The organism is Pseudoalteromonas sp. APC 3691, from assembly GCF_030408135.1.
GTDB lineage: Bacteria > Pseudomonadota > Gammaproteobacteria > Enterobacterales > Alteromonadaceae > Pseudoalteromonas.
Genome location: NZ_JASDCB010000004.1, coordinates 1 through 23543 on the forward strand (window position 1 = coordinate 1; position 23543 = coordinate 23543).

16 protein-coding genes are annotated in these 23543 nt (G+C 38.2%); all 16 read left to right on the plus strand.

Features of this window, described 5'->3' with window-relative positions; translation table 11 throughout:
• Positions 1-1021: 1021 nt before the first annotated feature.
• The 16 genes from QL998_RS02105 (at position 1022) to QL998_RS02180 (ending at position 23479) form a co-directional block, all read left to right on the plus strand.
• On the plus strand, positions 1022-1399 hold the full coding sequence (locus tag QL998_RS02105; RefSeq protein WP_259365572.1) for a LytTR family DNA-binding domain-containing protein: 378 nt from the start codon (positions 1022-1024) through the stop codon (positions 1397-1399).
• 118 nt (positions 1400-1517) lie between these two features.
• Positions 1518-2345: a CPBP family intramembrane glutamic endopeptidase gene (locus tag QL998_RS02110; RefSeq protein ID WP_290192070.1), complete on the plus strand. Its 828-nt coding sequence runs from the start codon at positions 1518-1520 to the stop codon at positions 2343-2345.
• 13 nt (positions 2346-2358) lie between these two features.
• On the plus strand, positions 2359-2604 hold the full coding sequence (locus QL998_RS02115) for a hypothetical protein (protein ID WP_182194839.1): 246 nt from the start codon (positions 2359-2361) through the stop codon (positions 2602-2604).
• Positions 2605-2777: 173 nt separating this feature from the next.
• A complete protein-coding gene (locus QL998_RS02120; protein ID WP_002961912.1) occupies positions 2778-3158 on the plus strand; it encodes a hypothetical protein in 381 nt (126 codons plus the stop codon).
• A gap of 128 nt (positions 3159-3286) precedes the next feature.
• Positions 3287-3745 (plus strand): GAF domain-containing protein, encoded by a 459-nt coding sequence (locus QL998_RS02125; RefSeq protein WP_002961911.1) that lies wholly within the window; start codon positions 3287-3289, stop codon positions 3743-3745.
• Positions 3745-4023: a hypothetical protein gene (locus tag QL998_RS02130; RefSeq protein ID WP_002961910.1), complete on the plus strand. Its 279-nt coding sequence runs from the start codon at positions 3745-3747 to the stop codon at positions 4021-4023. Before QL998_RS02125 ends, QL998_RS02130 begins: the two co-directional genes overlap by 1 nt.
• 15 nt (positions 4024-4038) lie before the next feature.
• The gene (gene proQ, locus QL998_RS02135; RefSeq protein WP_002961909.1) at positions 4039-4689 is read left to right on the plus strand and encodes an RNA chaperone ProQ; all 651 of its coding nucleotides are present in this window, start codon (positions 4039-4041) and stop codon (positions 4687-4689) included.
• Positions 4690-4715: 26 nt separating this feature from the next.
• Positions 4716-6740, plus strand: a complete 2025-nt coding sequence (gene prc, locus QL998_RS02140; protein WP_182194841.1) for a carboxy terminal-processing peptidase — start codon at positions 4716-4718, stop codon at positions 6738-6740.
• A 181-nt stretch (positions 6741-6921) separates the two neighbouring features.
• A complete protein-coding gene (nhaC, locus tag QL998_RS02145; RefSeq protein WP_182194844.1) occupies positions 6922-8385 on the plus strand; it encodes a Na+/H+ antiporter NhaC in 1464 nt (487 codons plus the stop codon).
• A gap of 47 nt (positions 8386-8432) precedes the next feature.
• Positions 8433-11027: an aminopeptidase N gene (gene pepN, locus QL998_RS02150; protein ID WP_182194847.1), complete on the plus strand. Its 2595-nt coding sequence runs from the start codon at positions 8433-8435 to the stop codon at positions 11025-11027.
• The gene (locus QL998_RS02155; RefSeq protein ID WP_033011738.1) at positions 11028-11249 is read left to right on the plus strand and encodes a DUF2835 family protein; all 222 of its coding nucleotides are present in this window, start codon (positions 11028-11030) and stop codon (positions 11247-11249) included. It begins immediately after the preceding gene.
• Between the two features lie 253 nt (positions 11250-11502).
• Positions 11503-13602, plus strand: coding sequence for a DUF1302 domain-containing protein (locus QL998_RS02160; protein WP_182194849.1), 2100 nt, complete (start codon positions 11503-11505; stop codon positions 13600-13602).
• Positions 13603-13615: 13 nt separating this feature from the next.
• Positions 13616-14980 carry a DUF1329 domain-containing protein gene (locus QL998_RS02165; protein ID WP_165743183.1) on the plus strand — a complete coding sequence of 455 codons (1365 nt, stop codon included), beginning with the start codon at positions 13616-13618 and terminating at the stop codon, positions 14978-14980.
• Positions 14981-15112: 132 nt separating this feature from the next.
• Positions 15113-16108, plus strand: coding sequence for a YCF48-related protein (locus QL998_RS02170; RefSeq protein ID WP_024604808.1), 996 nt, complete (start codon positions 15113-15115; stop codon positions 16106-16108).
• Entirely contained in the window at positions 16108-18429 is a 2322-nt protein-coding gene (locus QL998_RS02175; protein ID WP_024604809.1) for an MMPL family transporter, read from the plus strand. Before QL998_RS02170 ends, QL998_RS02175 begins: the two co-directional genes overlap by 1 nt.
• Positions 18430-18637: 208 nt before the next feature.
• Positions 18638-23479 (plus strand): NAD-glutamate dehydrogenase, encoded by a 4842-nt coding sequence (locus QL998_RS02180; protein WP_290192071.1) that lies wholly within the window; start codon positions 18638-18640, stop codon positions 23477-23479.
• The last annotated feature ends 64 nt before the right edge of the window (positions 23480-23543 follow it).

Below are 23543 nucleotides of genomic sequence, written 5' to 3' on the forward strand. Positions count from 1 at the left end.
TTTGAGGAGCTTGGTTTATATCCAATAGAAAAAGTGAATACGGGATGGCTTGCTTTATCAGCGTTTAGGAAATAAGTTGATAAAATGTGAAGGGTACAGGAGCCGTATACGAGGTCCGTACGTACGGTTCTGTGAGAGGGATGAGGCATAAGCCTCACCCTACTCGATGTGTTTGGAACAATATCAGTACACTTATACCAACCCGCAATAATACTTAATCATTTTGCGGGACTAAACGTGTCGCTCCCTGCGTTAAAAAATTCTCATTTTGAACAACTAAATAGCGAATTTATTGGCTAGCTGTAAACACGTTTATCCGCCCTCTAAATAGATCACTTAATTAAGCGAATTGGTATTACATCTCTTATCTCTTATTAGTAAAACCTTAAAAGCAGATAGAATTGCTCACACATCATCTTCTGATGTTAAAAAACGTTGATGTTCTCTTCCTATTTTTGTTTTTAATAAAACTACCATCACAAAAAACTTTAAATGAGTTGGAATGCACATATTAATATGTGTTATTTTTAAATATTGGTGGATTAAAGGTATGCAAAATAGGATGTTGTGGCTCAAAGATGATCTAGATTCGAGAAAGTTAGTTGTATATCGTGCCGCCATGTTTTCGTTTATAACGCTTTTTGTACTTTTTGTATTTCAACCTTTTGGCACTTCAAGCGATACCGAGTCTTACAAGTTTCTGCGACTTTTTGGCTATGGGTTAGTAACCTTTTGTGCTTTGCTATTGTCAGGTTTCATAGAAATAGTGTTACTTAAGTTTAAGCTAAGTAAATTAAACCGTTTAATTATTATTCCTATCACATATATTTTAATTACTGCGATATTCAATCATGGGTATTTTGTGGTTGCTGTACTTGGATCTTAGCATTGGCAGAATCAATTACTTTTTGTAGGGTATATTTTTTGTATTGGTGTATTTCCTCTTATTTTTTTACTTGTGGTAAATAGGCATGTAATAGATTTAACTAAGCCAAGTAAAGTTAGCGTTGCTCAAGAGCAGTTGAGAGAAGTTGAATTAAAGACAATTACTCTCAAAGGTGATAACAAAAACGACGAAATTAATGCGGCTCCTCACCATATTTTATTTATTAAATCTTCAGACAACTATTGTGAAATAACAATACAAGAAGGAGCTTCAACTTCACGTAAACTATCACGTGTATCTCTTAGCGGTTTATTAAAGCAGCTTCCAGAAAAAACAATTATATTACGATGCCACCGTTCTTATGCGGTTAACCTGCAAAACATTCAACACTACAGTGGTAATGCTGGAGGGTTGCAATTATCGCTACATACAATTGATATTAAAATTCCTGTGTCTCGTTCTTATGTAAAAGTAATCAAAGATGCTTTGTCATTAATCCCAAAATCATGTTAATCCCCCCTAAAACATGGGCTTTATACCTCATCTTGTAATTGATACCTAATAGGTCGCTTTGTATTTTTACTATTGCCAAGATTAAGTTGAAATTTACAACTTAACGAGAAAAGTAGATATGAAATACGCTATCAAGGCACTTGCAATAATTTCTATATTTGTATTTTGCCACTATGTATTTTGCCACTATGTAATGAGGCAGTTTAGGGGAGAAGGTTGGTCTAGCTGGTTGTCTGAACTTGATAATCTAACTGGCATTTTATTTACCCCCGCTAAATATATTTTTTTATATGGACCGTTAGTTATTGCGGCTATTATTTTGTTTAAACAAAGTAAGCCTTTTGAATCTATAGGGCTTAATTCCTCTGGTTTTATTAACTATGCACTCGCAGCAATTATTTGTTGTACTCCTATGGCAATAGGTTATGGATTTTTGAGTGATGAACTTAACCTATCAATACCAGCAATAATAACTGGCTCAGTTTATGCGGGGTTTTTTGAAGAGCTAATTTTTAGGGCTGCATTGTTTGGTGTTTTATTTAAATATTGTAGATGGGGCTTTGTGCCTGCGGCATTAATTAGTTCAGTAATATTTGGTCTGGGCCATATTTATCAAGGCAATGATGCGATTTCTGCATTGATGGCGGTTGCAATCACTACTGTAGCAGGTACATGGTTTGCGTGGCTATATTGTGAATGTGGTTATCGTATTTGGTTTCCTATGTGGATGCATATTTTTATGAATGCAGCTTACGGAATATTTGGTATGTCGGGTGGCGCAGTAGGTGATCTACAAGGTAACTTATTTAAAGCAACAGCCATTGTGTTAAGTATTGTGTATGTTGAGATGCTAATTCGACGAGGAAAGCAGCGCGAAGTTACATTATCAAAATTATTTCAATGCACTAAAAATGGCCTTTACACGCAACAAGCTAACTTAAATTGATTGGGAAACGACCATGCTAGAATTATTTATTGTAATAATTATATTTAGCACACCCTTTTTGATTCTTACTATTACTAAACGTTATTTCACCTATAAAACTACAATAATGGCAGCGCACGCAAAATTTAAAGGACTAAATAATAACAAGATAACAAAATTAGAGGAACAAACAGCGATGTTGAGCAAAAGGGTGGCAGTGCTTGAGGAAATAGTAACATCTAGCCATTTTGAGTTATCAAATAAAATAGCTAAGTTATAAGCATTTTGATAAGTGTGACCCAAACTTATGAGCCTATTAATAAAGTAATAGGCTCATACTGCAATAAGGTTTATTTTTAATCATAAATTACGACCATAGTCTCTGTTTCTAACCTTTAGATCTTGGTGCATGCTTTATACATAGAATTTAGATTTGTGTATTAAGGATTTTAAATGAAACATCAGCTAGCAAAAAGCGTAGGGCTTTCGTTATTATCGCCTGTTATTGTAGGCAGTTTACTTGGTGTTTATTACTCACTTACGCTTGAAGGCGAGTTTGTATCAATATTTCTTACCTTATTAATGACTGCTATATCAAATGCACACATAGTAGGCTTAACAATGGCTGCTTTTGTTGTGCCTGGGTATTTACTCATGTTTAAGTATTCTAAAGTTAATTATTCAGGGGTATTAACTCTTGGACTACTAGGCGGAGCGATATTTAGTTACTTATTAAGTGCCACAACAGGGGAGATATTTTTGATCAATAGTGTAATGTCAGCATTCGCTGCTGGGCTGTTTTTGTTTGGTCTTCGTAAAACGGCAAAAAAATAATCGCAGCATTATTAACCAAGCGCACTGATAAACGGTGTGATTTCCTTTTTTTTACCTCCAAAAGGTTCCAATTTTTCACGACAAAGAGTACCTTTAGCTACTGTATGTTTAATAAGAAGTAGTTTGGTATGCAAAAGCACGATTTTTACCAGTCATTAGTTAAGCAAACTGAATCGCTGATAGCTGGTGAATCCAATGTAATTGCCAATATGGCAAACATAAGCGCGCTGTTATTTACCTCTTTAGAGGATGTAAATTGGGCGGGCTTTTACTTTATGGATTCTCCTACTGAATTAGTACTTGGTCCGTTTCAAGGTAACCCTGCATGCATTCGTATTCCAGTAGGAAAAGGTGTATGCGGAACTGCTGCGGCAACCGTAGAAACACAATTAATTGAAGATGTTCACGCTTTTGACGGCCACATAGCCTGTGATGCAGCGTCTAATTCTGAAGTGGTTGTACCTATCATGAAACATGGTAAAGTATTTGCTGTACTAGACATTGATAGTCCAAGTATTGGCCGATTTGATGCTGATGATAAAGCTGGCCTTGAAGCATTAGTGAAATGCTTAGAGGCGAGCCTGTAATGAAAGATTTGCTAAATGTTCAAGACTACCTATTTGCTGTGCAAGATGTTGGCGACTGGGAAGGCGAAGAAGAGCATGTAGCGGAAACGCTCAATGATTTAATTCATATTGCATGGGATCGTCTTCCTGATGATTCAGAATGTGAATTTATTGATGAAACAATTAATGGTATTTGGGAACACCTTCGGGGTGATATGGCTGTAATTGAAGCCGATTTCGAAGAGTTGGTCGACTGGGTAACACACTACGTCGATTCGTCCCTTGATGAAAAGATGTGAAAAATAGGTTCTAAAATGGAAACCACAAACAAGCTAAAAGATATTAATGAAGTGTTGGAATTTTTATATCAAGAATTCCCACAATGTTTTAAACAAAAAGATGGCATCAAGCCGCTTAAAGTAGGTATTTTTAAAGATATTGCTGAGCGTATTGAAGGGTCTGAAAAAGTAAGTAAGACTCAAGTTCGTCAAGCGCTTAGAAAATACACGTCTAACTGGCGTTATTTAGAAGCTGTGACCAAGTCAGAGTTTCGTATTGATCTTGATGGTAATCAAGGTGAAAAAGTTGAGCAAGAGCATATCGACCATGCACAAAAAGCATTGGAAGAAAGCCGCGCTAAAATGGCTAAACGCAAAAAACAACAGCGTCCTCGCCAAGATTCAGATTCTAAATCTTTCAAGAAAAAACCAGCTCATGCTAGCAAACCAGGCGATAAAAACGCTCCTGCAGCTAACAAACCTGCTAAAGCAGCGCCGGCTAAGCGTTCAGGAAAAATTGAACCTTTGCCAGCAACTGAGGTCAAGGTTAATAATAAGGTTAAGGTTAAACTTGGCCAAGCACTTGTAAATGCAGTAATAACTGAAGTGAACAAAGATGATGTTCATGTTGAGTTAGTAACAGGTATGCAAGTTAAAACCAAAGCTGACAGCTTATACATTGTTTAAGTTGTAAATAAATTAAGGAGTTGTGTATGAGTAAAAAGTTTACGCTCATTCCGTTAGTTGCTGCCCTGTTTTCAGGTTCATTATTTGCTGCTGTAGAAGCCGTTACTATTGACGATTTACCCCAGCTCAAGCAAGAGAGTCAACATGGTACTGCTAGCAAACGAGTGGCTAGCTTATTTGCTCGTTCACACTATACACCGGTTCGATTTAACGATGAGCTTTCTAGTAAAGTGTACGATCGTTATATCGAATCCCTTGATTTTAATAAAAGCGTTTTCTTAGCCAGCGATATCGCCTCATTTGAGCAATATCGTGATGACTTTGATAACGCTATTACTACCGGTAAATTAGACTTTACGTTTGATATTTTTAACTTAAGTCTTAAACGCCGTTTTGAACGTTACGAGTATTCACTTACTCTGCTTGAAAAAGAGATGACGTTTGATAAAGAAGATGAATACTTTTTTGACCGTGAAGATTCAGCATGGCCTGCGTCACAAGCTGAGCTTGATGAAATTTGGCGTGAGCGTGTAAAGTACGACGCACTGCGTTTAAAAATGACGGGTAAAGATTGGGAAGGCATTAAAGAGGTGCTGACCAAACGCTACAAAAATGCAGAAAAACGTTTAGTACAATCAAATTCAGAAGATGCTTTTCAAATTGTTATGAATTCGCTAGCACGCAGTATTGAGGCGCATACGTCTTATTTATCGCCACGTCGTGCAGAGCAATTCAAAATGGATATGGACTTAGAGCTTGAGGGCATTGGTGCCGTATTAAGCCCTGATGAAGATTACACTGTTATTCGCAGCTTAGTGCCGGGAGGCCCTGCAGATAAAACAGATCAAATTAAAGCTGATGATCGCATTATTGGTGTTGCTCAAGATGGCGAAGAGTTTGTAGATGTAATTGGCTGGCGTTTAGATGACGTAGTTGATTTAATTAAAGGTCCTAAAGGGACTAAAGTACGTTTACAGTATTTAAAAGGTGTTGATGCTCACGGCGCTCCGAAAGTTGTAGAAATCACTCGCGATAAAATTCGACTTGAGGATAGAGCGGCTAAATCAGAAGTATTTGAAGCCAAATACTCTGATTTAACAAGTAAAGTTGGCGTGATTGAAATTCCGGGCTTTTACAATAATCTTTCGAAAGATGTAAAAGTTGAGCTGGCTAAGCTTAAAGAAGAAAAAGTTGATGGTATTATTATCGACTTACGCCAAAATGGAGGTGGTTCTTTATATGAAGCAACACAACTGTCTGGTTTGTTTTTTGACCAAGGTCCAGTTGTTCAAATTCATACCTTAAATAACCGTATTGAAGAGCAAAAAGATCGCGATGGTATAACTTATTACGATGGTCCTTTAACTGTTTTAGTTGACCGTTACAGTGCCTCTGCTTCTGAAATATTTGCAGCAGCTATGCAAGATTACGGTCGTGCAGTTATTATTGGCGAGCAAACTTTTGGTAAAGGTACAGTACAGCAGCACAAAGGCTTAGGCCGCGCTTACGATTTATATGATAATGCGCTGGGTAGCGTACAATATACGATTGCTAAGTTTTATCGTATTAACGGTGGTAGTACGCAACATAAAGGTGTGATCCCTGATATTTCGTTTCCATCAGCAATCGATCCTGCAGAGTGGGGCGAAAGTAAGCAAGATAATGCACTTCCTTGGGATAGCATTGTTAAAGCAAAATACAAAAAATTAGGTAATTTAACACCTATTATTACGTACCTTGAGAAACAACACGAAGTACGAATTAAATCAGAACCAGAATTTGGTTATGTATTTAATGACATTACCTTATACAACGAAGAGAAAGACCGTAAAACTATCTCTTTAGTTGAAGCTACGCGTATTAAAGAAAAAGATGAAGGTGAAGCACGTGCACTTGTACGTACTAACGAACGTCTTAAGCGTTTAGGTAAAGATCCGGTAGAAAACTTAGACGATTTACCTGAAGTAATTGAAGAGCTTGACCCATTTTTGGAAGAAGCTGCATTAATTACTCAAGATTATATTAATTATGGTCGTATAGCTAAGAAGTAACAACTGGTTTTACCTCTATAAAAAAGGCGCATTAGCGCCTTTTTTACTACCTAAAATTTACTAAATTGTTATAATATTTGATTACATAAAGTTGAGCTAGATCAATCATGCTCAATTAATGCGCTTTACGTGCTAAAAATAATAATTAAACACACAGTAAGTGTGTCTAGGAGTCTCTACTTTGAAGCTATTGGATGACAAACCAATCAAGCCCGCCTCGTTTTTTGATGCATTAATTCCTATCTCTGTATTAATTTGTTTACTTGGTGCTGCAGTTTACTTATTTGGTGATAACTCTTCATCAGGCCCTAACCAAATTGCACTTTTATTTGCTACTTTTGCAGCGGCTTTAATTGGGCTTAAAAACGGTTATACATGGAAAAAATTAGAACAAGCCATGATCGAAGGTATAACGCTTTCACTTGGCGCTATCCTAATTTTACTTATGGTAGGTGCGTTAATTGGCACTTGGCTACTTTCTGGAACTGTACCAACTTTAATTTATTATGGCTTGCAAGTTATAAACCCAAGTTGGTTTTATGCAGCGAGTTGTTTAATTTGTGGCATTGTAGCAATGAGTATTGGTAGTTCTTGGACCACGGCTGCTACGATAGGTGTTGCTTTATTAGGTGTTGCTACGGGTCTTGGACTTGAGCAAACAGTAACCGCAGGTGCAGTTATATCTGGCGCGTACTTTGGTGATAAGCTAAGCCCGCTGTCAGAAACAACCAATCTGGCACCAGCAGTTGTTGGCGCTGATTTGTTTGAGCATATTCAACATATGCTGTGGACGACAGTACCGAGTTTTGTAATTGCACTGATTATATTTATATTCATGGGGTTTAATGCAACAGCTTCAAGCGAAGCAGGGCGCATTGATGAAATAACGGCTATTTTACAGCAAAACTTTAATATTGGTTTTGAAATGCTGATCCCGTTAATCGTACTTTTAGTTTTAGCTATTAAAAAAATGCCAGCATTTCCTGCTATCTCAATTGGTGCTGTTGTGGGCGCTGTTTGGGCTATGTTGTTTCAGTCTGATCTAATTGCTAGCCAAATTGATGTTTCTCAAGGACAGTTAGTAGGTTACTTTAAGCTTGTTTGGACGACGTTTTTTGATGGTTTTAGTATAAGCACAGGTGATGATAAAATGAACTCGCTGCTTAGTGGTGGCGGTATGTCAGGAATGCTTACAACTACGTGGTTGATTATGACTGCACTGATGTTTGGTGCCATCATGGAAAAAACGGGTCTTCTGGACATTTTTGTTAAAAGCATACTTAAAATAGCTAAAAGTACGGGTTCATTAATTACAGCAACAATTGCAACCTGTATTGGTACAAACGTTATAGCAGCCGATCAGTATATCGCGATTGTTGTACCTGGACGTATGTTTAAAGATGAATACGAAAAACGTGGTTTGAAGCCTGTTAACTTATCTCGTACATTGGAAGATGGCGGTACAATTACCAGCCCACTAATTCCATGGAACACGTGTGGCGCATATATGCAAAGCGTTTTACTAATAAATCCTTTTGATTATGCACTCTACGCTTTCTTTAACTTAATTAACCCTGTTTTAGCGGTGGTTTATGCCTACTTGGGCATTAAAATTTTACGTATTAAGCCAAAACAATCCGCCTAATTTTAAACAGCTCCTTTTAACTTAAAAGGAGCTGTTTTGGAGTATCTATGACTGAATCAAGTAAACCTCAAGCACAATATCTTAAAGACTATAAAGCTCCTGATTTTTTAATTGACCACACAGAGCTAACCTTTGACTTACAGCCATTATCAACGAAAGTAAGCTCTTTGCTAACGCTTACGCGTGTTGGTGATAAAAAAGCACCTTTAGTGCTTGATGGTATTGATTTACGCTTACTGTCTTTATCTATTGATACGGTTGATATAACTGATTATGAAATTATTGGCGAGCAGCTAATAATCAATAACCTACCGGATAGTTGCCAATTAAGTATTGTGACCGAGATATCACCTGAGACAAATACTTCTTTAGAAGGTTTATATTTATCGGGCGGTGCGTATTGCACACAGTGCGAAGCGCAGGGATTTAGAAAAATCACTTATTACATGGATCGCCCTGACGTACTTGCCACGTTTGATGTAACTATTATTGCCGATAAAAAGTATCTACAACTTCTTTCTAATGGTAATCAAGTAGATAGCGGTGAAACATCAGATGGTCGTCATTTTGTGAAATGGCAAGACCCATTTAAAAAGCCGAGCTATTTATTTGCACTTGTAGCGGGCGATTTTGATGTTTTAAAAGATACGTACACGACTAAAAGCGGCAAATACGTAGAGTTAGCATTATTTGTTGATAAGGGGAATTTATCTAAAACACCTCATGCTATTGCTTCACTTAAAAAAGCAATGCAATGGGATGAAGAACGCTTTAATTTAGAGTATGACCTTGATATTTATATGATTGTTGCCGTCGATTTTTTCAACATGGGCGCGATGGAAAATAAAGGGCTAAACGTTTTTAACAGTAAATGCGTATTAGCTAATCAAGAAACAGCCACAGATAAAGACTACCATACGATTGAATCCATTGTAGGGCATGAGTACTTTCATAACTGGACAGGTAACCGAGTTACTTGTAGAGATTGGTTTCAGTTATCGCTAAAAGAAGGGTTAACTGTATTTAGAGACCAAGAGTTCAGTAGTGATTTAGGCTCTCGTGCACTTAACCGAATTGATGCGGTCAAAGTTATGCGGACGCATCAGTTTAGCGAAGATGCAGGCCCTATGGCTCACCCAATTCGCCCTGAGAAAGTTATTGAAATGAATAACTTTTATACAGTAACTGTATACGATAAAGGTGCTGAAGTTATCCGTATGATGCACACATTACTGGGTGAAACTAACTTTCAAAAAGGGATGACGCTTTACTTTGAGCGCCACGATGGGCAAGCAGTTACATGTGATGACTTTGTAAGTGCGATGAGCGATGCATCAGGTGTTGATTTAGAGCAATTTAAACAATGGTACAGCCAATCAGGTACACCGCGTTTAAATGCAATTCAAAAATTTGATAGCAGCTCAAATACATACACTTTGACAATCGAGCAAACAGCGTCAGCTAATCAGCCAGAGAATAAAAAGCTTCATATACCTTTTGCTATTGAACTACTTGATGCCAATGGACAAAGTATTGCTCTGCAATATAAAGGTAAAAAACTAGATCATGTACTCGATGTAACTAATGCGACTCAAACATTTAGCTTTGATAATATCTTAGAAAAGCCCGTTGCGGTTTTACTCGAAGATTTTTCTGCACCTTGTATTTTAAATCAGCAAACAACAGAGCCCGAACTATTACATATTATGCGTTTTGCACGCAGTGATTTTTCACGTTGGGATGCACAACAGCAGCTATTTATTAAAGCGATTAAATCTCAGATTACCGACACAACTAATAGCGAGTTAAGCAGCGAAATTATAAATGCGCTACGTGTACTTATAAACACAAAAGAGGGCGATTTAGCCTTAATTGCAGAGCTGTTTAAACTGCCAAGTTTTGATACATTAGCCGCTGAATTTGAAGTAATACTTGTTGATGAGATTATTGAAATAACAGAAAAGTTCGAGCAACAAATTGCTGACGAACTTGCTGATGAACTGCTTAGTTGTTACGAATCTCTTGAAGATGATGGCAGTATAAGTGCAAGCTCCGTTGCTAAGCGCGCTTTAAAACAAATATGCTTGCATTATTTGGCTAAAACTCAAAAGCCAGAGGCTGTAAGCTTTATTAAAGAAGCCGCAAGTTCTACTAATATGACCAATGTACTTGGTGCACTAAGCGCAGTGGTAAAAGCATCCCACCCTTTACAAGAAGAGCTTTTGAGTCATTTTGATAGTCAATGGCGCCATGATGTTTTAGTGATGGATAAGTGGTTTGCACTGCAAGCTATGCAATCAGGCAATAATGCTATAGACAATATTAAGGCACTTTACGAACATCCGTGTTTTGATTTTTCAAACCCGAATCGTGTACGTGCACTTGTAGGAAGCTTTAGTCACTTTAATACAGCACAATTTCATCGTTCAGACGCCCAAGGTTATACGTTGTTAGGTGACTTATTAATAAAACTTAATGCAATTAATCCACAAAATGCGTCTCGTATGTTAACACCGTTCATGTCATGGAAACGTTACGATGATGTTCGCTCTCAAGCAATGAAACTGCAATTACAACGCTTAGCTAATCTAGATGGGCTAAGTGCTGATTTGTATGAAAAGGTTGAAAAAGCGCTCGTATAAATGATTGAGTATTATTTTACCTTAAGATTGAGCTATAACGAGTGCATGGATTACTACCATGGCCGTTTTAGCTCTTTACAAGTTGTAGAAGATGGCGGGAAAACGGTACGTTTTTCTGCTAATCATTTAAGACCTTTTATTACCAGCCTAGGTATAAGAGGGCGTTTTAGAATATTATTAACCCCCGAAAATAAATTCATTCGTATTGAGCGCGTGGCTTAGCTCCCTGTTTTCATGTTATAAAAGCATAAAAATATTGTCTTTTTGTTAATTTCAATTTGTCCTATTGTTAAATAACGTGTATAAATTATCTGGTACGACGTCTTACCAATACGTAAGCGTCAACCAGAATAAGAAATATATGACAGATTGAATGCGACTATTTGTAATTTCAATGATTCGCTTCTATCGTTACGATGACACTAAAAACAATAACTTGATCACACAAAATGACCCGCGACAGGGGGGAACCAAAATGATAAGAAGATCGCTTTTTGTTAAAAATAAAATCGCTATAGGTTTAGCAGCCGCTAGTTTAGGTTTATCTGCAGCCAGTACTCAAGCTGTAACATTTGAAGCTGGGGGTTTTGATATTACCTTCGACTCAACCTTTTCATATGGGCAAAGCGTCCGTGTAGAAGACAGGGACTTTAACTTAATTGGTAAAAGTAATAATCCAGCTTTTGACTGGACAGGTTACAACCCTGCACTAAGTAACACTATTTACTCATCACAAGATGTATGGGCACAACCCGGCTCTTACTCAAACAATGGTGATGCGGGTAATTTAAATTTTGACAGTGGTGACTCATTCTCAAAACTATTGAAGGGAACACACGACCTTTCAATAAATAAAGATAATTACGGTTTGTTTACACGTTTTATGTACTTTTATGATTTTGAGTTGATGGATGGCGATCGCGCTTATTCAAACCCAACTTCTGGTGAAGGTGTTGACCCGTGTGACGATAAAGATACAAAAGAGCAAAGCTGTGCAGATATCCGTTTACTAGATGCATACGTTTGGGCTAATTTTGATTTAAACGACGGGAATAACCCATTATCAATTCGCTTAGGTCAGCAAGTAGTTAACTGGGGTGAAAGTACGCTTATATCTCATGGTATTAACGTAAACCCAGTTGATATTGACCGATTAAAAGCACCAGGCGCTGAGCTTAAAGAAGCATTTATACCAATCGGTATGCTTTGGGCATCGCTTGGTATTACTGAAAATATTACGCTTGAAGGTTTCTACCAATATCAATGGCAAGAAACGCGTCTACCAGCAGCTGGCACGTATTTTTCTACTAATGACTTTGCTGCAGAAAATGGTTACCAACAAAATGTTCAGTTAGGCTTTACGTCTAATCCTGATATTGATGTTGCTTTTTTAACGGATAGTTTAAATAACTTAAAATCTGACTTTGCACTAGCAACAGCTGCTCAAGGAATTGATCCTTCAAGTGCCGAAGGGAGTGCTTTATTAGCTCAAATGTACCTTGCATATCCAACTAAGGTCGCGCTTAAAGGTAAAGGAGATAATGGTAAAACAGAACCTGAAGATGGCGGTCAGTACGGTCTTCGTTTAGGGGTGTTTTTACCTGAGTTTAATGATACTGAAATTGCGTTATACCATGTGAACTACCACAGTCGTCGTCCGCTTATCTCTGGTCGCGTATCAAACTTTTCAAACGAAGCAATTGCGCAAGATTTAGCGATGATTATGACGACAGAAATTACCTCTGATAATGTTGCTGATTTAACTGCCTTTTCTAAAGCTGAAAACGACTACCCAGAAGATATTAAACTATACGGTTTGAGCTTTAACACCACTATTGGTGAAACAGCTTTTGCGGGTGAATTTGCTTTTCGTCAAGACGAGCCTCTGCAAATTGATGATGTTGAGCTTTTGTATGCAGCGATGCCTGAGCAATTAGCGGTTGCTGGTATCCGTCCTGATTTTGCGGGTATTTCACAAATGAGTTTAGGCGACGACATCAGTGTTGTAGGACCTGGTCAAGTTGCTCAAGGGTATATTGAACGTAATACATCACAATTACAGTTTACTGCAACACATTTATTTGGCCCTTCATTAGGGGCTGATAGTTGGGCTGTTGTTGGTGAAGTGGGTGCTGTAAAAATTCATAACATGCCTGAATACGACGAGATGCGTTTAAACGTATCGGGTACTGGGCGAAGTGGCGTTATTACTGGGCCTGGCACAACTGATTACACTACATTGCAACTTGGTCTTTCAAATGGTGCAGAGCAAAAATCATTTGCTACTGCATCTTCTTGGGGATATCGCTTAATTGCTAAAGGTGATTATTATGACCTTTACGATGGTATTAATTTCTCTCCTCGTTTTGTATTTTCTCATGACGTAAATGGTAATACACCAGATCCTATGTTCTTATTTATTGAAGACCGTAAATCTTTAGGTGCGACCATGAACTTTAACTACCAAAATGCGTGGTCACTTGACGTGAGCTACAACTCGTTTTGGGGCGGCGGCGATATTAATACTTTCTCAGATCGCGATTACGTTTCTTTTAACTTAAAATATTCTATTTAGGGGTAACATTACTATGATTAAAAAACCTACCCTCATTGCTACTGCTTTTTGTAGCTTATTTGCAAGCAGCGCTGCTTTGGCAAAAATGAGCGCAGTTGAGGTAGCTCAATTAGGTCAAAACTTAACGCCATTAGGCGCAGAAAAAGCGGCGAATGCTGATGGCTCTATTCCAGCATGGAATAATGGCATTATATCTGCTCCAGCAGGCTATGAACCGGGTATGCATCACCTTGACCCATTTTCAACTGATAAAGTGCTATTCACTATTGATAAAAATAATATTGAAAAGTACAAAGCAAATTTAAGTCCGGGTCAAATTGCTTTATTTGAAGCATATCCAGATACATTTAAAATGCCAGTGTATGAAACACGTCGCTCTGCGTCTTATCCACAGTTTGTGTACGACGCAACTAAAAAGTTTGCACCAACAGCTGAGCTAGTTGAAGACGGGAATGGGATCAAAAATACGGCAATTGGTATTCCTTTCCCTATTCCTAAAACGGGTTTAGAAGCTATTTGGAATCATTTGTTACGTTACCGTGGACAGTCTATTGAGCGTTTTGCCGGTCAAGCAGCGCCAACAGCATCGGGTTCTTATAACTATGTTGGCTTTGATGAGCAGTTATTGGTTAAATATTCAGATCCGAGTGCAACACCCGCAGAGCTGCAAGACTCAAACATTTTGTTTAAGTTTAAACAAAGTGTTACAGAGCCTGCACGCTTAGCAGGTACAGCACTGCTTGTTCATGAAACGATGGACCAAATATTAACGCCACGCCAAGCATGGACTTACAATTCGGGACAACGCCGCGTTCGTCGTGCACCTAATGTTGCATATGATGCACCAGGAACAGCAGCGGATAGCTTACGTACTACTGATGATTTTGACATGTTCAATGGCTCACCTAATCGTTACAACTGGACGTTGAAAGGTAAGCAAGAATTATACATTCCTTACAACAGCTATAAGCTTCATAGTGATAAGTTAGAATACGATGACATTTTAATGCCTGGCCACATAAACCCAGAGCATACACGCTACGAAAAACACCGTGTTTGGGTTGTTGAAGCTAACTTAAAAGACGATACACGCCATATCTATAAAAAACGTGTGTTTTACATTGATGAAGATAGCTGGCAAGTACAGGTTACGGATATTTATGATAACCGCGACCAACTTTACCGTGTAGCAATGGCTTATGGCCTTAACTACTACGAAGTACCTACTCAGTGGAGTACGCTTGAAGTTTATCATGATTTAAATTCACGTCGTTATTTAGCAATTGGTTTAGATAACCAAGAAAAAATGTACGATTTTTCACAATCGTTTAACGATAACGAGTTTACGTCAAGCGCATTACGTCGCGCAGGTAGATAGTTAGAAGTTAGGCACTTAACGCATGTTAAGTGCCTTTTCCTTTCACATCGCGTTTGTCTTATACCAAATCGCGCAACGCTTTCCTCAGTATATAAAGACAAACAATTCTCTCGTTCAAGGCGATTAAAATTTATGAAGTATTTAGTATATGCCAGCCTGATCATAAGTGGTGCGAGTGTTGCTCAGGATGTCCCTGAAAATGCAATCAGTGCAATTAAAGCAGATAAAACCCTACTTACTGATATAACAAACACAGGTAACGGGCTAATTGCAGTAGGCAAGCATGGTACCGTTATTAAAAGTGACACTGGTAATAAATGGCAACAAGCTGAACTTGTACCAACTCAAGTGCTATTAACAGCTGTTGACTTTAGCGATGAAAATAATGGCTGGGCATGTGGACACGATGCCACCATTATCAATACTACCGATGGTGGTATTAATTGGCAGTTACAACAAGTTAAACCAGAACTAGATAAACCCTGCCTTGATATCCTATTTGAAGATGATTTAAAAGGTTTTGCAGTGGGGGCCTATGGCATGTTTTATCAAACCACCGACGGTGGTAAACATTGGCAAAAGCGCTTTTTAGATTCGTTACTGTTTAGTGATGACAGAGATTACTTAAACGATTTAAAAGAAAATGATCCCGAAGGGTACGAAGCAGAAACAGCTTCAATTTTACCGCACTTTAATCGAATCGAAAAAACAGATAACGGATTAATGCTCGTTGGTGAGATGGGTTTAATGGCCAGAAGCATTGATGATGGTCAAACTTGGCAAAGGATTGAGGAGATTTACCCAGGTTCATTCTTTGCAGTTGCATCAGATAGTACGCAAGAAATTGTAGCAGGGCTTCGCGGTAACGTGTTTGCAAAGAAAAATAATGAGCAAGAGTGGCTACATTTTGAAAATATTAAAACAGCGACAATTAACAACATCATTAATTACAATGATAAGCAATGGCTCATGCTCGCCAATAGTGGTGTTATTTTTCACCTTCAAGATGGATTACTTACCCATGAGCAGTTAGCCGATGGTAAAGCAATTTTGGATGGCGTGATTTTAAATAACAAACTAATCATGGCGACAGAAGATGGCATTAAAGTGAAGGAGTTAACCCCTTAATGCATAAGTTACTCGATTTTATAGAAAAGGCGATTTTTAGACATCGCTTAATTATGCTTATAAGTTTTGCGCTTATAACCTGTTTACTCGTATTCAAAGCAACTCAAATTCAATTAGATGCATCGTTTAATAAAAACATTCCGTTAAATCACGACTATATGAAAGTATACACCAAGCACGAAAAACAATTTGGTGGTGCAAATAGTATTTTAATTTCAGTGTGTGATGACAGCGGCAATATATTTAATCCAGAGTTTTTCACTCAATTAAAAGCGGTTCACGATCAGCTTTATTTTATTCCTGGCGTAAATCGTCCATTAGTTAACTCTATATTTTCACCAAGTGCTCGTTTTGTTGAAGTAGTCGAGGATGGCTTTGCAGGCGGTCCAATTATTCCTGCTAACTTTAAAGCGGATACGCGTGGTTTAGGTGTTGTAAAAGAAAACATCGAAAAAGCAAAAGTGGTAGGGCGTATGATTGCCAGCGATTACTCGTGTGCAATGGTAACGGCCCAGCTTTTAGAAACAGATCCACAAACACAACAAAAGTTAGACACATTAGCTTTTGCACAAAAGCTAGAAAGTGATTTAAGAGAACCTTTGAGTACAGATAAAGTAAGTATTCATATTATTGGTTTTGCAAAAATGGCAGGCGATATAGCTGAAGGCGCAAAAGGTGTGGTCGTATTTTTTGCCATTGCTATCGCCTTTACTTTCGTTATGGTTTGGCTATTTTGTGGCAGTTTAAAGCTGACTATTTTGCCTATCGCATGTTCCATTATTGCTGTTATTTGGCAATTAGGCCTGCTTTCAAGTTTAGGATTTGGTCTTGATCCGATGTCTATTTTGGTGCCGTTTTTAGTATTTGCTATTGGTGTAAGTCATGGTGTGCAGATGATCAATGCGATTGGTAAAAAAGTAGGTGAAGGAAAAAGTACCCGTATCTGTTGTCAGTCAAGTTTTAGGGCTCTATTAATACCCGGTGGTATTGCACTACTTTCAGACACCGTTGGCTTTTTAACATTACTTACCATTGATATTGGTATTATCCGTGAACTTGCTATTACAGCGAGTTTAGGTGTAGCCGTCATTATATTTACTAATTTAATATTATTGCCGGTCTGGGCTTCGTACATGAATTTTGAAAACAGTGTACATATTCAATCTGGTGACGCTGCAAAGCCTAACATGCTTGATAAAATCCGCGACTTACTTGTAAAAGCAACAGACCCTAAAGTAGCTAAAATGATTATTGGTTTTACCCTTGTTTTATTTGCTCTAGGTTACTGGCAAGCAGATAAAATGCGTATAGGCGACTTACACGCAGGCGCACCGTCTCTGCATCAAGATGCGCGTTATAACCAAGATACATTTTTAATATCAGACAAGTACACTATTTCGTCAGATATCTTAAAAGTAATAGTAGAGGCATATCCTGCAGCATGTACTGAACATGATGTTATGGAGCGCATAAGCCGTTTTCAATATAAAGTAGAAAATGTGACCGGTGTGCAGTCTGCTGTTAGTTTGAGCTCTGTAGCTCAATCGGTTAACGCAGGGTACAACGAAGGCAATCTGAAATGGCAGAGTTTGCCACGAAATTCAGCAAGCTTAGTACAATCAACATCTCGAGTTGAAACAAGTACAGGTTTACTTAACGGTAACTGCTCCGTTATGCCTGTGATAATATTTTTAGATGATCACAAAGCACAAACTATCGATACTGTGATTAAAAGTGTTAAGCAATTTGCTAAAGAAGAGGGCACTGATGAATTAGCATTTAAATTAGCGTCTGGGCCTGTTGGTGTAATGGCAGCGACTAATGAGTCAGTTGCAGAGGCGCAAATACCAATGATGCTTTACGTTTATGGTGCCGTTATTATTTTATGTTTAATGAGCTTTAGAAGCGTAAAAGCAACAATAGCCGTAGTATTGCCGCTTTATATTGTATCAACACTTGCACAAGCGCTTATGGTTCAACTAGAAATAGGCTTAACGGTGTCTACACTACCTGTAATTGCGCTAGGTGTTGGTATTGGGGTCGATTACGGCATTTATATACTGTCGTCGATGATGGGGCAGCTTAAGCAAAACGTACCATTAAGTGTTGCTTATCGTAATGCACTTGTTGAGCGTGGTAGTGCTGTATTGTTTACGGGGATTACATTAGCTATTGGTGTGAGTACGTGGATATTCTCAGATCTTAAATTCCAAGTTGATATGGGTATATTGCTAACCTTCATGTTTTTAGTAAATATGTTGGGTGCAGTGTTGTTATTACCGGCGATTGGTAGCCTTCTCTGGACTGACCAGAAAAAATAATGTGAATAATTTTGCTCCTAAATGGCCTGTAAAGGCCATTTATATCTACAATTTGTGAATAGATGACCAAATAGCTGAAATGCTTAAAATGTTTTCATCGAAAAGGCTGTTTATTAGCTGCAAAAGGGTTAGAATTTGATTGACTCCACGCTAATGAATAGCTGTACAAATTTCTGCTCCTGAGCAGTAATAGATTAAGGAACATACAATGACACGAAATGAAGGCCAAGCCTCGGTTATCCTAGATAATGTCTGTAAGCTGATCCAGAAAAAAGTTCGCGCTGATAATGTGTTACTCGTTGAGAAATTCGCCAAAGCCTTGTACAGCAACATGTCTAAAGAGGATTTGGCAAATCGCAACGATAGTGACCTATATGGCGCAGCATTAAGCCTTTGGAACTCGCTAGAAAAAAATACTACCGACGACGCTGTTATCCGCGTTTTCAATCCTGAAGTGGCAAAAGATGGCTGGCAGTCATCGCATACAATTGTAGAAATTATTACTAAAGACATGCCGTTTTTAGTTGATTCTGTTCGTATGGCCATGACTCGTGAAAATATCGCCTCTCACTTATTACTTCACTGCCCATTAAAAATTAAGCGCGATACAAACGCTAAAATTTCTGGATTATCAAATTTAAAAGCAGAGCAAGAATCTTCATCTACTAAAACAGTGTTCTTTATTGAAATCGACCGTCAGACAGATTCTTCTGTGATTGAGTCTTTCAAAAAAGAATTAGAGTCTGTGCTTGTTGATGTATCTGTTGCTGTTGATGATTGGCAACCAATCCGTAAAAAATTGATTGCAGTGACTAAAGAGTTACCTAAACGTCATCATAATAAAAGTAAAGATGAAGTTTCAGAAACAACTGAGTTTTTAGATTGGTTAGCTAAAGATAATTTTACCCTAATGGGTTACCGTGAATATGAGTTAAGCCCAGTTCAAGGTGATTACCAACTAAAAGGTAAAATGGATACAAGCCTAGGCTTGATGAAAAACTCGACTGAAGAACACACTCGCTTATTATCAGAATTACCTGAAGTTGCACGTCAAGAAGCTCGTAGCAGCAACCTACTGATTTTAACAAAAACTAACTCTGTTTCTCGTGTTCATCGTCCAGCTTACATCGATTATGTAGGCATTAAGCGTTTTGACGATGAAGGCAATGTAATTGGTGAAGACCGCTTTATCGGTTTATTCTCATCAAGCTTTTACAATAACAGTGCTACTGATGTACCTGTGTTAAAAAGTAAAATTAATCGCATTATGGAAATGTGTGATTTTGCTAAAGGTACTCACGCTTACAAAGCTGTTTTAAATATTTTAGAAACCTACCCACGTGATGAGCTAGTTCAAGCGCGCGAAGGTGAGCTACTTGAAGTTGCTATGGGTGTGTTACAAGTACAAGAGCGCGATATGTGCCGCTTGTTTGTACGTAAAGATGCGTATGGTCGTTTTTTATCTTGTATGGTTTATGTACCTCGTGAGCGTTATAACACGGCTCTTCGTCGTGAAACGCAAGATATATTAGCTAATGCATTTAATTCTGACGATAAAGTCGAATTTACTACTTATTTCTCTGAGTCAACACTGGCGCGTACTCATTACACCGTTCGTGTGACCGACAACAAGATCGAATATAACGTGAAAGACATCGAAAACAATTTAGTAGAAGCTGCACGTACGTGGGAAGATAAACTTCAATCTGCTCTTTTAGAGTCTGCTGGTGAAGCTCGTGGTAACGATTTAAATCGTAAATACTGTAACGCGTTTGCACGCTCGTACAAAGATGAAGTGCTTCCAAGTGCTGCGGTTGTTGATATTGAAAAGTTAGAACTACTTAGCGATGAAAACAAACTAGAAATGCTGTTTTACCGTCCTCAAGAAGAAGCAAACAGCAATATTGTACGATTAAGCTTATTCCATAAAGATGAGCCGATTCATTTATCTGATGTTATGCCAATGCTTGAAAACTTTGGCCTTCGCGTTGTTGGTGAAACACCATATTCAGTTAAAACTAGCGATGGTCGTATCAACTGGATCATGGACTTCTCGATGCTTATTGACAGCAAAGGGATGGCAGACTTTGATAAAATTTCAGCACGTTTTCGCGCTGCATTAACAAATGTGTGGGGCAACCGCCTTGAAAACGATGGTTTTAACCGTTTAGTGTTAATGGGTGGCCTAACTGGCCGCGAAGCCTCTATTTTACGTGCTTACGCTAAGTACATGCGTCAAATTGGTGTAACGTTCTCACAAAGTTACATTGAAAGCACATTTGCAAATTATCCAAACATTGCAGCGCAAATTGTTAATTTATTTGCTAAAAAGTTCTCAGTTAAGAGCCCAGCAAGTGCTAAAACACTTGAAAAGTTAAGTACGCAAATTTACTTAGAACTTGAAAATGTAGCAAACCTTGATGATGACCGCATTATACGTTTATACGTAGATATGATTGTTGCGACGCTACGTACCAACTATTTCCAAAAAGATGATGCAGGTCAGTTTAAATCTTATGTTTCGTTTAAAATACAGCCTAGCTTAATTCCTGATGTACCACTTCCACTTCCTGCGTTTGAGATCTTTGTTTATTCTCCGCGCGTTGAAGGTGTGCATTTACGTTACGGTAAAGTAGCGCGTGGTGGTCTGCGTTGGTCTGACCGTCGTGAAGACTTCCGTACTGAAGTACTTGGCTTAGTTAAAGCGCAACAAGTTAAAAATACAGTAATTGTACCTGTTGGCTCTAAAGGTGGTTTTGTATGTAAACAATTACCTAGTGAGCGCGAAGCGTTTATAAAAGAAGGCCAAGAGTGTTACAAAATTTTTATCCGTGGTCTTCTAGATATTACAGATAACATAGAGCGCGGTGAAGTAGTGCCAGCTCGAGATGTTGTTCGCCACGATGAAGATGATGCATACCTGGTGGTTGCAGCCGACAAAGGTACAGCTACGTTCTCTGATATCGCAAACGGCATAGCTAATGAATACAATTTCTGGCTAGGCGATGCATTCGCATCAGGTGGCTCGGTTGGTTACGATCATAAGAAAATGGGTATTACAGCTAAAGGCGCATGGGAGTCAGTTAAACGACATTTCCGTGAAATGGATATCGATTGTCAAACGACTGACTTTACAGTGGTAGCTATAGGCGATATGGCTGGTGATGTATTTGGTAATGGTATGTTGTTATCTAAGCATATTCGGTTACAAGTTGCCTTTAACCATATGCACATTTTTGTTGATCCAAACCCAGATGCTGCTACTTCTTACCCTGAGCGCGAACGTTTATTCAATATGCCGCGTTCATCGTGGGATGATTATAACAAAGAGTTAATTTCTGCCGGTGGTGGTGTTTTCTCTCGTGCAGCTAAATCAATTACGCTTAGCCCAGAAATGAAAAAAATGTTGGGCACTAAAAAAGCGAGTATGACGCCAAACGAATTAATAAAAGCATCGTTAATGATGGAGTTTGATTTACTGTGGAATGGCGGTATTGGTACATACATTAAAAACTCTAAAGAAACTGATGCAGATGTAGGGGATCGTGCAAACGATGCGTTACGTATTAATGGTAGAGATTTAGGCGCTAAAATTTTAGGTGAGGGGGGTAACTTAGGTACTACTCAACTTGGCAGAATTGAATTTGCAGCTAAAGGCGGTCGTGTTAATACTGACTTCATTGATAACGTAGGTGGTGTTGCGTGTTCAGATAACGAAGTAAATATAAAGATTTTACTTAATGGCCTAGTAGCTGAAGGTGACCTAACACGTAAACAACGTAATGAGCTACTTTACTCAATGACAGATGAAGTTTCTGAATTAGTATTAAAAGACTGTTACCGTCAAACACATACTATTTCAATTACGCAGTCTAAAGGAACTTCAACGCTCAAAGAAAAGATTCGCTTTATTCATGCGCTTGAAAAAGAAGGCAAGTTAAACCGTGCTATCGAATTTATTCCAAGTGATGAAGAATTGGCAGAACGCGCCGCTGCAGGTAAAGACTTAACTCGTCCTGAGCTTTCAGTGCTAGTGTCTTACGCAAAAATGGTATTAAAAGAGTCTTTAGTAAGTGATGAAATTACTGAAAACCCTTACTATCGCCAATTGCTTGTTAAGTCATTCCCACGTCCATTGCGTGAGAAGTTTAACGATGCGATGGATAATCACCCATTACGCAAAGAAATTATCGCTACTAAGCTAGCTAACAGCATTGTTAATGATATGGGTTTAAACTTCATGGTACGTATGCATGAAGAAACTGGTGCTAATGAAGCTGAGATAGCAATGTGTTACTCAATTGCTAGCGAAATATTTGAAATGCGTGAAACATGGTCTTCTATTAGTGCACTTGATAATAAAATACCAGCAGCAGTTCAAACTGAAATGCTTTACCAACTTCGTCGTACTGTGCGCCGAGCAACGCGTTGGTTCTTACGTCATCGTAATAAGTCACAAACGATTGAACAAGGAATTGAATTCTTTGCGCCAACCTTTAAAGATTTAAGCGATAACTTAAATACGTATATGATTGAAAAAGAAAATGATCGTATTGTAATTGAGGCCAATAAGTTAATTGACGCGGGCGTTCCAACAGATATAGCTAATCGTATTGTTTCTTTATCAAGCTTATTCTCTGTGATGGATTTAGCAGAAGTTGCGAATAGTTCAGGTAAGAGTATTTCGATGGTGTCCAATACTTACTTTAAACTAGGTGCAAGAATGGGTCTGCATTGGTTCTTAGAGCAAATAACTAAGCAACCAGTAGCAAATCATTGGCAAGCACTTGCTCGCTCGTCTTATCGAGAAGAGCTTGATTGGCAGCAACGTACGTTATCTGAAGTTGTATTAAATAGCTTTGAAGGTGATGAGAGCGATGTTGATAGTCAAATAGACGAGTGGATGGATAGCCAAGATTTATTACTTCAACGCTGGAAACAAATGCTGGCTGAGTTTAAAACATCACAAAGCCACGACTTTGCTAAGTTCTCGGTTGCACTTCGTGAACTTATGTTGTTAAGCCACAATTGTGATACGTCAGGAAAATAATTTAGCTTTAATCAGTTAATTGTTTAGTAAATAAATAACTGATTGTTAAAATTGTTATACAATA

What these genes read in the sequence shown, in the direction of transcription:
- QL998_RS02155 (WP_033011738.1), top strand. Translation starts at nt 11,028, where the DNA reads ATGATTGAGTATTATTTTACCTTAAGATTGAGCTATAACGAGTGCATG.
- QL998_RS02130 (WP_002961910.1), top strand. Translation starts at nt 3,745, where the DNA reads ATGAAAGATTTGCTAAATGTTCAAGACTACCTATTTGCTGTGCAAGAT.
- QL998_RS02125 (WP_002961911.1), top strand. Translation starts at nt 3,287, where the DNA reads ATGCAAAAGCACGATTTTTACCAGTCATTAGTTAAGCAAACTGAATCG.
- QL998_RS02170 (WP_024604808.1), top strand. Translation starts at nt 15,113, where the DNA reads ATGAAGTATTTAGTATATGCCAGCCTGATCATAAGTGGTGCGAGTGTT.
- proQ (WP_002961909.1), top strand. Translation starts at nt 4,039, where the DNA reads ATGGAAACCACAAACAAGCTAAAAGATATTAATGAAGTGTTGGAATTT.
- QL998_RS02160 (WP_182194849.1), top strand. Translation starts at nt 11,503, where the DNA reads ATGATAAGAAGATCGCTTTTTGTTAAAAATAAAATCGCTATAGGTTTA.
- QL998_RS02175 (WP_024604809.1), top strand. Translation starts at nt 16,108, where the DNA reads ATGCATAAGTTACTCGATTTTATAGAAAAGGCGATTTTTAGACATCGC.
- prc (WP_182194841.1), top strand. Translation starts at nt 4,716, where the DNA reads ATGAGTAAAAAGTTTACGCTCATTCCGTTAGTTGCTGCCCTGTTTTCA.
- QL998_RS02165 (WP_165743183.1), top strand. Translation starts at nt 13,616, where the DNA reads ATGATTAAAAAACCTACCCTCATTGCTACTGCTTTTTGTAGCTTATTT.
- QL998_RS02180 (WP_290192071.1), top strand. Translation starts at nt 18,638, where the DNA reads ATGACACGAAATGAAGGCCAAGCCTCGGTTATCCTAGATAATGTCTGT.
- pepN (WP_182194847.1), top strand. Translation starts at nt 8,433, where the DNA reads ATGACTGAATCAAGTAAACCTCAAGCACAATATCTTAAAGACTATAAA.
- QL998_RS02115 (WP_182194839.1), top strand. Translation starts at nt 2,359, where the DNA reads ATGCTAGAATTATTTATTGTAATAATTATATTTAGCACACCCTTTTTG.
- QL998_RS02110 (WP_290192070.1), top strand. Translation starts at nt 1,518, where the DNA reads ATGAAATACGCTATCAAGGCACTTGCAATAATTTCTATATTTGTATTT.
- QL998_RS02120 (WP_002961912.1), top strand. Translation starts at nt 2,778, where the DNA reads ATGAAACATCAGCTAGCAAAAAGCGTAGGGCTTTCGTTATTATCGCCT.